This is a genomic window from Aeribacillus sp. FSL K6-3256, assembly GCF_037965805.1.
Taxonomy (GTDB): domain Bacteria; phylum Bacillota; class Bacilli; order Bacillales; family Aeribacillaceae; genus Aeribacillus; species Aeribacillus composti.
In genome coordinates this window covers 2471263-2485901 of sequence record NZ_CP150188.1, presented here as the reverse complement: position 1 = coordinate 2485901, position 14639 = coordinate 2471263, and the positions used below count along the sequence as shown (strand labels likewise).

The following is a 14639-nucleotide window of genomic DNA, read 5'->3' as shown; positions in this document are numbered from 1 at the left end:
ATAAATCAGCGTGATCTGTAAAAAAATTCGCGGCAACGATGCCAAAAGTCCGCAGCGGACGAGATTGATTTTGCGAAAATGAATGTGCGGAATTCATGGACTTTATCGGAAAATATGTAACAAAAGGTAGTATGAGGACGAGCAATCGAGAGGAGGAAGCACCGATTTGAAAGAAATTGTTTTTCACCAAACAGCCTATGTGGTGTAAAAAGTGCATGTTGAATTTTTAAAGCCACATAGTGATGCCTGTTAAAATTGAGGTGATCAGCAATGAACCTAACATAATATAAACAACCCACTTTTGCATTTTTTTGCTTGTCATCATGATTCCCTCCACATACATGATTTATAAAACATTGTACAACGATTTTTTAGAGGGGACAACCTTCATCGACAGCTTCTTTTTGATTTCACAAGCGGAATCAAAATCGGTTACACTAAACATGAATACATAATTAGGAGGAAAGACAAAATGGTTCAGGAAAACCGGCTAGTGAATGAATTTTTAGAACTCGTGAAAATTGATTCAGAAACAAAATTTGAACGGGAAATAGCAAATGTATTAAAGCAAAAATTTACCGAGCTTGGACTACAAGTAATAGAAGACGAATCAATTGAAAAAACAGGACATGGAGCAGGAAATTTAATTTGTACGCTAGAGGCGACGAAAGAAGGCGTTGATACGATTTATTTTACCTCTCATATGGATACGGTCGTACCTGGAAAAGGGGTAAAACCTTCTATACAAAACGGATATATTGTGACGGACGGAACAACGATTTTAGGCGCTGATGATAAAGCGGGCCTTGCCGCAATGCTGGAAGCGGTGCGTGTATTAAAAGAAAATAACATTCCTCACGGGAAAATCGAGTTTGTCATTACGGTTGGAGAAGAATCAGGTTTAATTGGGGCAAAAGCGCTCGATTCAAAACTGATTACCGCGCAATACGGGTATGCATTGGACAGTGACGGAAAAGTTGGAGACATTATTGTTTCGGCGCCGACACATGCAAAAATTAAAGCGACGATTCACGGAAAAACCGCTCATGCCGGGGTTGCGCCAGAAAAAGGAATTTCCGCTATTACGGTTGCAGCAAAAGCAGTTGCCAATATGCCTTTAGGCCGAATCGATGAAGAAACAACGGCAAATATCGGCCGTTTTGAAGGGGGAACGCAAACAAATATCGTATGCGACCGCGTTGATATTTTAGCTGAAGCGCGTTCACTTGTACCTGAAAAATTGGAGCAGCAAGTACAAAAAATGAAGGAAGCTTTTGAAACAGCAGCTGCCGAAATGGGAGCAAAAGCAGAAGTGGATATTAACGTAATGTATCCCGGATTTACGTTTACCGATGAAGATAAGGTCGTTCAAATTGCTAAAAAAGCTATCAAAACAATCGGCAGAGAGAGCAGATTGTTAAAAAGCGGGGGCGGAAGCGATGCGAATATTATCGCTGGCTTCGGTATTCCGACTGTTAATCTTGCTGTTGGTTATGAGGAAATTCATACAACAAATGAAAAAATGCCGATTGAGGAGCTTGTCAAAACAGCAGAATTAGTTGTCGCCATTATAAAAGAGGTAGCAAACCAATAGAGCTTTGAAAATTTGAAGCCGGAAGCTCGTCACTCAGCAAACGATCCGATGTGCCAGGCCTTAGGCTTCATAATAAGAATTGACAGCTCCAAAACATCTGCAAGACCTCTGATAGTTTTTACAACCTCCGGCTTCTATAATATTGACAGCCGTTCCGCTCTTCCAGCGTCGTGTTGGAAGAGCATCTTTTTTATTGATATTTTTCTAGTACTGAGAAAAACTCTTTAGCAAATTGATAAAACACTTTAACGGACGGGGCCAGCTCGTAATTTTTCGATATAATAATGCCGACATTTCTGCTTACACGAGGCATTTCAATCGGAATTTTTACCGTAAAACGAGGCATTGTTTCATAAAAAGTGCTTTCAGGCAGCAATGTTACGCCAATTTCTGCCGATACGAGCCCTTTGATGGCATCTAAATCTTCCCCTTCCGATGAAATAATTGGGGAAAATCCAGCCTGTTGACACGCTTCATGCACGATTTTATGCAGAATATAACCTTCTGGAAACGTCACAAACGGTTCATTACGCAATTCAGTCAGCACTAAGCTTTTTTTGTGCGCAAGCGGATGATTGTGCGGCAAAAGGGCTGCAAAGGATTCCGTAAATAAAATATCCCCTTTCACATCGTTGTCATCCGTCGGAATAGGACCGAGAAAAGCTAAATCGATTTCTCTTTTTTTGACGGCTTCAATTAAATATTTATAAGAACCTTGTCGCAAATGAAAGGAAACGTTCGGGTGTTTTGCTTTAAAAGCGGAAATAACAGTCGGCATTGTATGGCTTGCCAAGCTGGTCGGAAAGCCGATTTTAACTGTTCCTCTTTCCGGATCCAAAAATTCTTCAATTTGCTGTTTGGCGTGTTCGATCGCTTTTAAAGCCGTCTCGACATGGGGCAAAAAATGACGTCCAATTGGAGTAAGCTTAACATTCCTTCCTTCCCTTTCAAAAAGCTCCACTCCGAGCTCCGCCTCTAAATTTGCTATTTGCCTGCTGATAGCCGACTGTGCGACATGAAGGGCTTCAGCAGCTTCTGAAACATGCTCCCGCTTCGCAACCTCCCAAAAATATATAAGCTGTCTCAGTTCCATTTGACTCACCCCCAAGCAATTTATATCAAAATGAGATTATTATTATCTAAATTATATATTGTTAATATTATTTTTGAAAACTACAATTATACATACAGACTTATCGGCATGAGAATGGGGGAGAAGAGATGAAACAGATAGGATTACCAAAGGCACAAGGTCTCTATCGTCCTGAATTTGAACATGATGCATGTGGGATCGGTTTATATGCTCATCTGAAAGGGAAACCTTCTCATGATATTGTCAAAAAAGGCCTTCACATGCTTTGTCAATTGGAGCACCGCGGCGGACAAGGAAGCGATCCGAAAACTGGAGACGGTGCAGGCATTATGGTTCAAATTCCGCACAATTATTTTAAAGTTGCTTGCGGACGAATGAACCTTCCAGAAAAAGGACGATATGGAGTCGGAATGGTCTTTTTGCCGAGTCGTGAACATGATCGGATACATTATGAAACAGAAATCAATAAAATCATTGAAAAAGAAGGACAAATATTATTAGGTTGGAGAACTGTGCCGGTAAATTCTGAAAAGATCGGTTGGCTTGCAAAAGAGAGCAAACCTTTCATCAGACAAGTATTTATTGGGGCGAGCGATGATATTCAAGACGAGCTTACTTTTGAGAGAAAGCTGTATGTTATTCGGAAACAAGCAGAACGTCTTGTTCAAAATAATGAATTTTATTTTGCAAGTTTATCAAGCCGGACAATTGTTTATAAAGGTCTCTTGACGCCTGAACAATTAGATGAATTTTATGTAGACTTGCAGGACGAGAGATTTCAATCAGCTTTTGCTCTAGTCCACTCCCGATTCAGCACCAATACGTTCCCAAGCTGGGAAAGAGCGCATCCAAACAGATATTTAATCCATAATGGCGAGATCAACACATTGCGCGGCAATGTGAATTGGATGGCTGCAAGGGAAAAGCTGTTTGTTTCAGACGTTTTCGGGGATGATTTGACAAAAATCACACCTATTTTAGATATGAACGGAAGCGATTCATCCATTTTAGACAACGCTTTTGAATTTTTTGTGCTGGCAGGGAAAAAGCTGGCGCACGCGGCGATGATGCTTATTCCTGAACCGTGGTTTTGGGATGATGAAATGGATGATGATAAGAAAGCATTTTATGAGTTTCACAGCTGTTTTATGGAGCCGTGGGACGGTCCAACGGCCATCTCGTTTACAGACGGAAAGCAGATTGGAGCTATTTTGGACCGCAATGGACTTAGACCAGCCCGCTACTATGTGACGAAAGATGATTACATTATTTTCTCATCAGAAGTCGGTGTGATTGATGTTGAACCGGAAAATGTGCTTTATAAAGACCGGCTGAGTCCAGGAAAAATGCTGTTGATTGACTTGGAAGAAGGAAGAATCATTTCTGATCAGGAAATCAAAGAAGAAATCGCCAAAGAAAAACCATATCGCCAGTGGATCAATGATCAGATGATTTCTATTTTCGACATCAATGTCCCTGAAGATGTTGAAAAGGTTGACGATCTAACCAAACTCCAAAAAGCGTTTGGTTATACGTATGAAGATGTTGAAAAAACAATTGCAGCAATGGTGATCGATGGAAAAGATCCGATCGGTGCAATGGGAAATGATACTCCTCTTGCAGTGCTGTCAGATCGCCCGCAAAGCTTGTTTAATTATTTTAAACAATTGTTTGCCCAAGTAACGAATCCTCCGATTGATGCGATTCGTGAATCGATCGTCACTTCTACGATGACACTGTTAGGAAAGGAAGGAAATATTCTCGATCCTGATCCATCAGCAGCACGACGCATTCGCTTAGAATCTCCAATTCTTTCGAATGAAGAACTCGCTGCTTTGAAAAATAATCCGTATCCTGAATTTAAATGCGTCACTTTGCCAGCTTTGTTTAAAGATGATTTGAAAAATGCATTAGATCAGCTCTTTCAAGCTGCTGATGAAGCGGTGGAAAACGGCGCTACACTTCTAGTTTTATCAGATCGCGGAGTAAATGAAGAATATGCAGCAATTCCAGCACTGCTTGCCGGAAGCGCTCTGCATCAATATATGGTGAAAAAAGGAACCCGCACGAAAGCAAGCATTATTGTTGAATGCGGAGAAGCGAGAGAAGTGCACCATTTTGCGGCTCTAATAGGATATGGTGTAGATGCGGTCAATCCTTATTTAGCTTTAGAAACAGTGCGAAATGCTGTTCAAAAGGGAACGATTCCATATTCATATAAAGAAGCAGTAAAAAGATTTAAAAAAGCGGTGACAGACGGGGTCGTCAAAGTCATGTCAAAAATGGGAATTTCTACGATTCAAAGCTACCGCGGAGCCCAAATTTTTGAAGCGGTCGGCATTGGAGAAGAAGTTATCGAGGAATACTTCACTGGAACAGCCTCGCAAATTGGAGGAATCGGATTAAAAGAAATTGAAAAAGAAGCGAAAATGCGTCATGCTCAAGGATTTAAAACAACTTATCGAGATGAAACGCTCGATCCAGGCAGCGAATTTCAATGGAGAAGAAACGGAGAACACCATGCATTCAATCCGAAAACGATCCATACGCTGCAATGGGCATGCCGGAAAAACGATTATAAGTTATTTAAAGAATACTCGAAGATGGCCAATGAAGAGCAAGTGACGTTTTTGCGCAACTTGTTTGAATTCAATGAATCTAGAAAACCGATTCCTATTGAAGAAGTTGAGCCGGTGGAATCGATCGTACGCCGCTTTAAAACAGGAGCAATGTCCTTCGGTTCCTTAAGCAAGGAAGCGCATGAAGCATTGGCGGTTGCGATGAACCGCATCGGTGGAAAAAGCAACAGCGGTGAAGGTGGAGAAGATCCGAACCGCTATGTTCCAGATGAAAATGGAGATTTGAAGCGAAGCGCCATAAAACAAGTAGCTTCCGGCCGCTTCGGCGTGAAAATCCATTATTTAGTCAATGCTGACGAGCTGCAAATTAAAATGGCTCAAGGAGCAAAGCCAGGTGAGGGCGGACAGCTGCCAAGCAAAAAGGTGTATCCTTGGATCGGAAAAGTTCGCGGCTCTACACCGGGTGTGGAATTGATTTCACCGCCTCCGCACCATGACATTTATTCAATTGAAGACTTGGCGCAGCTTATTCATGATTTGAAAAACGCGAATAGAGATGCCCGAATCAGCGTCAAGCTTGTTTCAAAAGCTGGAGTAGGAACGATTGCTGCTGGAGTTGCGAAAGGTGCAGCGGACGTTATTACAATCAGCGGCTATGACGGCGGTACCGGGGCATCTCCAAAGACGAGCATTAAGCATGCCGGACTTCCGTGGGAGCTCGGCCTTAGTGAAACACATCAAACGCTTATGCTCAACGGATTGCGTGACCGAGTCGTTCTTGAAACAGACGGCAAGCTGATGACAGGCCGTGATGTTGTGATGGCGGCATTGTTCGGGGCAGAAGAATTTGGTTTTGCAACCGCTCCTCTAGTCGTTCTAGGATGTGTCATGATGCGTGTATGTCATCTTGATACATGTCCAGTCGGAGTGGCAACGCAAAATCCTGAACTTCGTGAAAAATTTATGGGCAAGCCAGAGCATGTTGTTAATTTCATGTATTTCATCGCGCAGGAAGTTCGCGAAATCATGGCAAGCCTCGGATTCCGAACTATTGATGAAATGGTTGGAAGAGTAGATGTATTGAAGGTTAGCGACCGTGCAAAAAAACATTGGAAAGCAAAGCATCTTGACCTATCCCGCTTGCTTTATCAAGTGGAGGGTCCGCGAACATTTGCACGTCCGCAAAACCATAAAATCGACCAGTCATTAGACGTGAACGAAGTATTGCCGAAAGTTGAAGAGGCAATTAAACGGCAAGAAAAAGTTGAACTCCATTTGAACATTAAAAATGTGAACCGCGTCGTTGGAACCATTACAGGCAGCGAAATTGCAAAACAATATGGCGAAGAGGGGCTGCCGGAAGATACGATCAATCTTCATTTCTACGGCTCAGCAGGTCAAAGCTTTGCTGCGTTTGTACCGAAAGGAATGACGATGACGCTTACTGGCGACGCCAATGATTACATTGGAAAAGGCTTATCCGGCGGAAAAGTAATTGTCCGTCACCCGAAAGAAGCATCTTTTGCATCAAGTGACAATGTCATTATTGGAAATGTGGCGTTCTACGGTGCAACGAGCGGTGAAGCATATATTCAAGGGCGAGCCGGCGAAAGATTTTGTGTAAGAAACAGCGGTGTGAATGCTGTTGTTGAAGGTGTCGGCGATCACGGTTGTGAATATATGACCGGAGGACGTGTTGTCATTCTCGGATCTGTCGGCAAAAACTTTGCAGCTGGTATGTCCGGAGGCATTGCTTACGTATTGGCGGATGATCAGGAGAAATTCAAACGAACAGCCAATAAGGAATTAGTGTTATTTGAATCTCTTGAAGATGAAGAAGAAATCCGCACTGTATATGACATGATTTCGAAGCATTTCCAATATACAGAAAGTCCAAAGGCCCGGCATATATTAGATCACTGGGAAGAGTATGTCGGAAGATTTATTAAAGTGATACCTAGAAACTACAAATTAATGATCAACACGATTGAAAAAATGGAAAATTCAGGTCTTACGAAAGAAGAAGCTGTACTTGCAGCATTTGAAGCGGTTGCGAATGAGAAAACAACCGCCGGTGAACCATTCGCTTTACAGGCTGTTGCAAATTAACCTCATTGCACACCTAGTGAATGGATGAAAAGGAGGGGGAGACTCGTGGGAAAAGCAACAGGTTTTATGGAGTATGTACGCGAAGAAGAGAAAAAACGTGATCCGCTTTCCCGCCTTGATGATTGGAAGGAATATTCATTCCCGTTTTCAAATGAAACACTTGCCAGACAAGGTGCCCGCTGCATGGACTGCGGGACTCCTTTCTGTCATATGGGAATGGAGATTAACGGCTTAACATCAGGTTGTCCGATTCATAATTTAATCCCTGAATGGAATGATCTTGTTTATAGAGGTAGATGGAAGGAAGCGCTGGACCGTCTTTTAAAAACAAATAATTTTCCTGAATTTACCGGAAGGGTTTGCCCTGCACCGTGTGAAGGATCTTGTACGGTTGCGATTTCAGATCCTGCTGTTGCCATTAAAGGCATCGAGCGCGCAATAATCGATAAGGGCTTTGACGAAGGATGGGTTCAGCCGAGAATTCCTGAAAAGCGCACAGGTAAAAAAGTCGCTATTGTTGGGTCAGGTCCTGCCGGTCTGGCATGTGCGGATCAATTAAACCAAGCGGGACATTCCGTTACGGTTTATGAGCGGGCTGATCGAATCGGCGGGTTATTAATGTACGGTATTCCGAATATGAAGCTTGAGAAGGAAATTGTTGAAAGAAGAGTGCGTCTTTTAGAAGAAGAAGGAATTACGTTTATAACTAATACGGAAGTAGGCAAAGACATCACCGCTGATGAGCTTCGCTCCCAATATGATGCTGTTGTTTTATGCACAGGAGCGCAAAAGCAGCGTGATCTTGTGATTGAAGGAAGAGAATTAAACGGCGTGCACTTTGCGATGGATTATTTAACAGAAACGACGAAAAGCCTGCTCAATTCTAATTTTGCAGACAAAAAGTTTATTGATGCAAAAGATAAGCATGTCATCGTCATTGGCGGCGGTGATACAGGTGCTGACTGTGTAGCGACAGCATTGCGGCAAAAGTGTAAAAGCGTTGTGCAATTTGGTAAACATCCAGCCTTGCCGAAGGAGCGGGCGGAAGGCAATCCATGGCCTCAAGCTCCGCTGGTCTTTACGTTAGATTATGCATATGAGGAAGCCAAAAGCAAATTCGGACAGGATCCTCGTCAATTTTGCATCCAAACAAAGAAAATTGTCGGCGATGAAAATGGCAATGTAAAAGAATTGCATACGATTCAAATGGAAAAATCATTTGATGAAAACGGCAATGCGGTGTTTAAAGAAATACCCGGCACAGAAAAAGTATGGCCGTGCGATTTAGTCTTTATCGCAATCGGCTTTGAAGGGCCGGAACAGCCTGTTCTGAAGCAATTTGGCGTTGAAACGGTAAACCGGAAAGTGAACGCTCCGTACGGCAAATTTACAACAAATGTAGAAGGCGTATTTGCCGCAGGTGACGCAAGAAGAGGACAGAGCTTGATTGTCTGGGCGATTCATGAAGGAAGAGGTGCCGCAAGGGAAGTGGATCGTTTCTTAATGGGAGCGACGAATTTACCTTAAAATTATATTTTGAAATCCCGGGGCTGTCTAGAAAGTCAATCGCCATTGAAAATAAAAATCATAAACACCGATATATCAACGTTTCTAAAACATTAATGGGGGCGTCAATAAGCCGTAAAAACGACTTATTAGATACCCCCTTTCCTTTATTTTTAAAGCATTTGCATAGCAGGCAGCAAGAAATGCCAGCTTCATTCAGCTCTGTCCGCCCATTCAAAAGAACAAGGGAGCCTCTTTTATTTATGTATGGTACAATGATATTGGGTGATGTGTATGAGCCGCGTTATTTTGCATATTGATATGAATAGTTTTTACGCATCTGTTGAGGCTGCCTTTGATCCGTCGTTAAAAGGGCTGCCGCTTGCGATAGCCGGCAACCCGGAGGAGAGGAAAGGAATTGTTGTGACTTGCAGCTATGAAGCTAGAGCGTTTGGGGTAAAGACGACCATGCCAGTATGGGAGGCAAAGAAGCTTTGCCCGAATTTAATTGTCAAAAAGCCCCGTTTTGATCGTTATCGAAAAGCATCGAAAGCAATGTTTGCGATTTTATGTTCATACACACCGATTGTAGAGCCGGTTTCTATAGACGAAGGATATATGGATGTCACAGACGTCGCAAGACATCCGCTCGATCTGGCAAAAGAAATTCAACAGCGGCTTCTTGATGAGTTGGAGCTGCCGTCCAGCATCGGAATTGCCCCGAATAAATTTTTGGCTAAAACAGCTTCTGATATGAAAAAGCCTTTAGGCATAACGGTTTTAAGGAAGAGGGATATTAAAGAGAAATTGTGGCCTCTTGATGTAGAAGAGATGCATGGCGTAGGGGCGAAAACAGCTGAAAAATTAAAGAAGATCGGAATTCGGACAATCGGTGACCTTGCAAGAGGAAACGACGTTCAACTAGAAAAAATAATTGGTATTAATGGATTAAGGTTAAAAGAAAAAGCAAACGGCATTGACCATCGCCCGGTTGATCCATCGTCCGTTTATGATTTTAAAAGCGTCGGAAATCAGATGACGCTGCCCGAAGATGCAACAAATGAAGAAGAGTTAAAGAATGCCCTGAAAAGTTTGGCGAAATCGGTAAGTCTCCGATTGAAGAAAAAAGAGGCGGTAGCGACAAAAGTTGCAGTGATGCTTCGCTATAAAGACCGGACGACTGTAACAAAAAGTATGAAATTAGAAAACCCAACCGATGATGAAAGAACAATTTTCCAGCATGCTTTGATTGTTTTTCAAAAGCTGTGGAAAAACGAGCCTGTGCGCCTGCTCGGCATAACAGGGCAGGATGTGATGCACAAAAAAAATGCTTTTAAACAGCTTGATCTATTTACTTTTGAAGAAGAAGCGAAAAATGAACCGCTCCATCAGGCGATAGAAAAATTGTCTGAAAAATATGGAGAAGGAATTATCAAAAAAGGACTGAGCATGCATAAAGAGATTGATTCTTTCGGCTCGAGCTTCGGGAAAGATTTTTTCTTTAAATAAGTTTTTTAAGCCTGTACTTTGTATATGGCTTTGACTTGAAAACAATCTATTAATTATGGTATTTTCAGTTCTGTAGAATAGTTATTCGAAATAGAAAGGGACGTATTCATATGTCAAAACAGCAAATAGGTGTTATCGGATTAGCAGTAATGGGAAAAAATTTAGCATTGAATATTGAAAGCAGAGGCTACAGCGTTTCTGTCTACAACCGTTCTTCAGAAAAAACAGACGAAATGCTAAAAGAAGCAGCAGGAAAAAAAATCGTCGGAACGTATAGTATAGAGGAATTTGTCAATTCTCTTGAAAAGCCTCGAAAAATTTTACTGATGGTTAAAGCGGGTGCTGCGACTGATGCAACTATTGAACAGCTTCTTCCATATCTCGATGAAGGAGATATTTTAATTGACGGCGGAAATACATATTATAAAGATACTCAACGCCGCAGCAAACAGCTCGCTGAACGCGGCATCCATTTCATTGGCACAGGGGTTTCCGGCGGGGAAGAAGGAGCTTTAAAAGGCCCTTCCATCATGCCGGGAGGACAAAAAGAGGCTCATGAGCTTGTGCGTCCAATTTTTGAAGCGATCGCCGCTAAGGTAAATGGTGAGCCGTGCACCACCTACATTGGTCCAGATGGAGCAGGACATTACGTAAAAATGGTGCATAACGGCATTGAATACGGAGATATGCAATTAATTTCCGAAGCTTACTTCATTTTAAAACATGTTCTAGGGTTAAATGCTCAAGAGCTTCATGAAGTGTTTGCTGAATGGAATAAAGGAGAGCTCGACAGCTATTTAATTGAAATTACAGCAGATATTTTCACAAAAATCGATGAAGAAACAGGAAAACCGCTTGTCGATGTCATTCTTGACACCGCCGGGCAAAAAGGAACAGGAAAATGGACAAGCCAAGACGCTCTCGATTTAGGAATCCCTCTTCCGATCATTACTGAATCGGTATTTGCCCGTTTTATTTCCGCCATGAAGGAAGAGCGTGTTAAAGCAAGCAAACTGTTGAGCGGACCGAATGTACGGCCTTATGAAGGAAGCAAGGAAGAACTCATTGAAGCCGTTCGCAAAGCGCTGTACATGAGCAAAATTTGTTCTTATGCTCAAGGGTTTGCGCAAATGAAAGCAGCAAGCGAAGAGTATAATTGGAATTTAAAATACGGCGATATTGCCATGATCTTCCGCGGCGGCTGCATCATCCGCGCAGCGTTTTTGCAAAAAATCAAAGACGCTTACGATCGCGACCCTGATCTTCCAAACCTACTGTTGGACCCTTATTTTAAAGAAATTGTTGAAAGCTATCAGGGAGCTTTACGACAAGTTATTGCGATTGCCATCGAAAGAGGAATTCCAGTGCCGTGCTTCTCTGCCGCTCTTGCTTATTATGACAGCTACCGCACTGAAACATTGCCGGCAAACTTAATTCAAGCACAGCGCGATTATTTCGGCGCTCATACGTATCAGCGCGTTGACAAAGAAGGCATCTTCCATACAGATTGGCTGAATAAATAACGATAAAAAGCATCGGTTTTAACCGATGCTTTTTCATTTCGCCATGATTCCTTTCTCGTGAGCACCGTTCTGCTATTTTTCATTTTGAAAAAGGAAAATACAAAATTTTTCTTGATAAAAATTTCAACATAAATTACTATAAATTCAAATAAAGGTTATATATTCCATTAAGATATAAAACTAGACTTATAATTCATTTGCTAAAAAGCGAGATGAGTGATAAAAAATGATCCAATGGATAAAGGATAATAAATTTTCCAGCTATGTATTGTTTTTTATTGCTTTTACATTGTCGTTCATTTCGATCATTCTGTCCATCTATATATCGATGGGCTCAGAGGTGGAAAATATTCCAATCATGCTGAAAAAAGAAGGGGCGCCGGCTTATGCAGTTTTCGGAATTGTCCTCGTGTTTATTATATTATCAGTCATAATGCAATTATTTGTAGGAGCTTCCATTACTCATTTTTTCGTAAAATTTCTATTTAGAATTCCTTTACAATTTTCTTTATTTTATAGAGTTTATCTTATTTTCACTTCTTTTTTAGCGTTATCGATTATTTGGCAATTGTTTATGTTCCGAGATACTTCGAATATTTTTTTCATTGTAGCCAATCCGTTTTTACTCTCAGGTCTTTTTACTCTTTTTATTCTATTGAAAAGAATGGCGAATTTAAGCTGGAAAAAGCCGCTCCTTTTCACCATTTTTTCTTTATTCGTCTATTTGGCTTTTACATTTTTAGGAGGTTGCGTATTTGATGAAGAATACATTATGTGACGTGATCTTTTCTAATATGGCATCAGGATGAAGTTATGCAGTTTATTATAAAGGGTGCACTAAAAGCGGCTTTTAAAATTTAGTACTCTTAAAATATCACATGATTCATCCTTATTCACGAGAAAACCGATCTAAACTTGTGTAAGTGAGTATGATAAGACATGTATTTAAAATTATGCTATTTATTAACGAATAAAATCATCAAAGTATTTATAAACAGGCTTTTTTATTTAAGCGATGGAATTGGATTAAAGTCTAATATTTTTAATCCGATCCTTCAAATACTGAAAAGATATGCTGTTTTTGTATGTTTGGCTGCTTATATATTCTGGTTTGTACTTGCGGTCTTATTCCAAATCTTGTTTCACCATATTTCCTTGCCCATAAAAACATTGAATTTATTGATTATCTTATATATTTTGCAGCTGTGTATAATTCAGGCTGGAAGCGGTGTTAGCGATGAAATTCGCAATTTTGCAATTGAAAGCAGATTTTCAGCAGACATAAAGAAGAAATTGATCATCACTAATGAATTTTTAGGCTTTTTTTTAATATGGCTGTTTCTTTTGATCATGTCATTGCCTTTTTTTATCGTACAGACATATTACAACTCCTATGCAGGCTTTGTTTTTCTTCTGCAAATCTTTTCATTTTTGTTCTTCTATGGGTTTGTGCTGGCATTTATAAAATTTTTATTATTTGTGTTCAAGCGAAGCTACCCCTTTGGAAGCAATCGGTTCATGATTTCTTTCATTTATTTGCTTCTCTGTTTATTCATCAATGGAAAAAAAGAAGATCTTGAATTTTTTGTTGGTTCTGCCGTTCGTTATTTTATTCACGGAGATTTTGCGGATTTTGTAATAAAATTTGTCCCTACCGAAGTCAATTTATATGAGTTGAGAATACATGGATGGCTGTTTTGGCTGGGCATTGTTTTAATAGGAATTTGCTTGTTTTTCTTTCATAAAGCCTGCGATTATTTATTCATTGAAAAGCAAATAATACGATCTTTTTCTAAATACCATTTGCCTAAAAAGAAGTCATTATATATTTTTTTCAATTATATAAGATCAAACGGGATCATCAACAGCCATTTTTTCGTGACGTACACATTAACTGTTCTGCTGTTTCTATTTGTCGAATCTCTTCCTATAAAGGTGAATGATATATCCCTTTTTACAGTTTTTCTATTTATTTCTCTATTCATGAATCATAATCATTCGAATATCATTTTGCTTTGTAAAAGACATAAACTTTCGATCATTCAAACGTCTGTTATGTTTTCGTATATTTTATGGGTTCAATACTTCATTGTGGTGATTTTACTAATTTCTGCGAAGTTGATATCTGCTGATCTGGCAGCATTATCCTTTATTTTATTAGGATTTGCCTTTATATTTTCCAGTCTAATCATTTATTGTACGTTTATTTATCAATTTGAAAAATATTTTATTGACGAAAAAGCGTTTGAAAAATTAGGCGGGATTTTAATCGTTCTCTTTTTTGCCTTCGTTGCTGCTATAAAATCCTTGCTGCGTCTAATAGGTTTAAACAATTTATTTTTAGGAGAAATGCTAAGTCTCATTTGTGTTTGTACAATTTTATTTTTAATTTTTCATAAAATCGATCGAATAAGAGGCTTCTTTTATGAGCGATTTCATTGATTTTTGAATGATGGCGTGCTTGGAATTTACCTAAACAATCGGCTTCTACGAAAATTTATTGATAAAACGCACCATTTTTGTCGCATTATTCACTATGCTAATTTTTGCTGCTTTTTCAACAGCGATCGGTCATGGACAGCTTATCAACATTTCGCTTCATTTTATATAGGCTGGGAAGACAGCGGTCGCGTTGGCTTGCAGTCAGCTTCAATTAAGAATCAACAATGGGATTATGTTGTCTCCTCTTTAAATATAGAGGGAAATGTTAAAAATTAACATAAGTT

General features: G+C 40.2%; 9 protein-coding genes. 7 read left to right on the top strand and 2 right to left on the bottom strand.

Going from position 1 to position 14639, the window contains the following annotated elements; all coding sequences use genetic code 11:
• Positions 1 to 226: 226 nt before the first annotated feature.
• On the bottom strand, positions 227 to 322 hold the full coding sequence (gene prli42 / locus NSQ84_RS11915) for a stressosome-associated protein Prli42 (RefSeq protein WP_153028099.1): 96 nt from the start codon (positions 320 to 322) through the stop codon (positions 227 to 229).
• 150 nt (positions 323 to 472) lie between these two features.
• On the opposite strand from prli42, the gene NSQ84_RS11910 reads away from it, so the two are divergent.
• The gene (locus NSQ84_RS11910; protein ID WP_063388143.1) at positions 473 to 1594 is read left to right on the top strand and encodes a tripeptidase T; all 1122 of its coding nucleotides are present in this window, start codon (positions 473 to 475) and stop codon (positions 1592 to 1594) included.
• Positions 1595 to 1784: 190 nt separating this feature from the next.
• On the opposite strand, the gene NSQ84_RS11905 is transcribed toward NSQ84_RS11910, so the two are convergent.
• Positions 1785 to 2687 (bottom strand): LysR family transcriptional regulator, encoded by a 903-nt coding sequence (locus tag NSQ84_RS11905; RefSeq protein WP_063388144.1) that lies wholly within the window; start codon positions 2685 to 2687, stop codon positions 1785 to 1787.
• 128 nt (positions 2688 to 2815) lie between these two features.
• Between NSQ84_RS11905 and gltB the strand changes: the two genes are divergently transcribed.
• The 6 genes from gltB to NSQ84_RS11875 all read left to right on the top strand — a co-directional run bounded on the left by gltB (position 2816) and on the right by NSQ84_RS11875 (position 14355).
• Positions 2816 to 7375 carry a glutamate synthase large subunit gene (gltB, locus tag NSQ84_RS11900; protein WP_327874051.1) on the top strand — a complete coding sequence of 1520 codons (4560 nt, stop codon included), beginning with the start codon at positions 2816 to 2818 and terminating at the stop codon, positions 7373 to 7375.
• Positions 7376 to 7420: 45 nt separating this feature from the next.
• A complete protein-coding gene (locus tag NSQ84_RS11895) occupies positions 7421 to 8902 on the top strand; it encodes a glutamate synthase subunit beta (protein ID WP_063388146.1) in 1482 nt (493 codons plus the stop codon).
• Between the two features lie 264 nt (positions 8903 to 9166).
• Positions 9167 to 10390: a DNA polymerase IV gene (locus tag NSQ84_RS11890; RefSeq protein ID WP_261308722.1), complete on the top strand. Its 1224-nt coding sequence runs from the start codon at positions 9167 to 9169 to the stop codon at positions 10388 to 10390.
• A 110-nt stretch (positions 10391 to 10500) separates the two neighbouring features.
• Entirely contained in the window at positions 10501 to 11913 is a 1413-nt protein-coding gene (gene gndA / locus NSQ84_RS11885) for an NADP-dependent phosphogluconate dehydrogenase (protein WP_063388147.1), read from the top strand.
• Positions 11914 to 12139: 226 nt separating this feature from the next.
• On the top strand, positions 12140 to 12691 hold the full coding sequence (locus NSQ84_RS11880; RefSeq protein ID WP_130158810.1) for a hypothetical protein: 552 nt from the start codon (positions 12140 to 12142) through the stop codon (positions 12689 to 12691).
• Positions 12692 to 12852: 161 nt separating this feature from the next.
• Positions 12853 to 14355 (top strand): hypothetical protein, encoded by a 1503-nt coding sequence (locus tag NSQ84_RS11875; RefSeq protein WP_339211933.1) that lies wholly within the window; start codon positions 12853 to 12855, stop codon positions 14353 to 14355.
• Positions 14356 to 14639 lie beyond the last annotated feature (284 nt).

What these genes read in the sequence shown, in the direction of transcription:
- NSQ84_RS11880 (WP_130158810.1), top strand. Translation starts at nt 12,140, where the DNA reads ATGATCCAATGGATAAAGGATAATAAATTTTCCAGCTATGTATTGTTT.
- prli42 (WP_153028099.1), bottom strand. Translation starts at nt 322, where the DNA reads ATGACAAGCAAAAAAATGCAAAAGTGGGTTGTTTATATTATGTTAGGT.
- NSQ84_RS11875 (WP_339211933.1), top strand. Translation starts at nt 12,853, where the DNA reads ATGTATTTAAAATTATGCTATTTATTAACGAATAAAATCATCAAAGTA.
- NSQ84_RS11905 (WP_063388144.1), bottom strand. Translation starts at nt 2,687, where the DNA reads ATGGAACTGAGACAGCTTATATATTTTTGGGAGGTTGCGAAGCGGGAG.
- NSQ84_RS11910 (WP_063388143.1), top strand. Translation starts at nt 473, where the DNA reads ATGGTTCAGGAAAACCGGCTAGTGAATGAATTTTTAGAACTCGTGAAA.
- gltB (WP_327874051.1), top strand. Translation starts at nt 2,816, where the DNA reads ATGAAACAGATAGGATTACCAAAGGCACAAGGTCTCTATCGTCCTGAA.
- gndA (WP_063388147.1), top strand. Translation starts at nt 10,501, where the DNA reads ATGTCAAAACAGCAAATAGGTGTTATCGGATTAGCAGTAATGGGAAAA.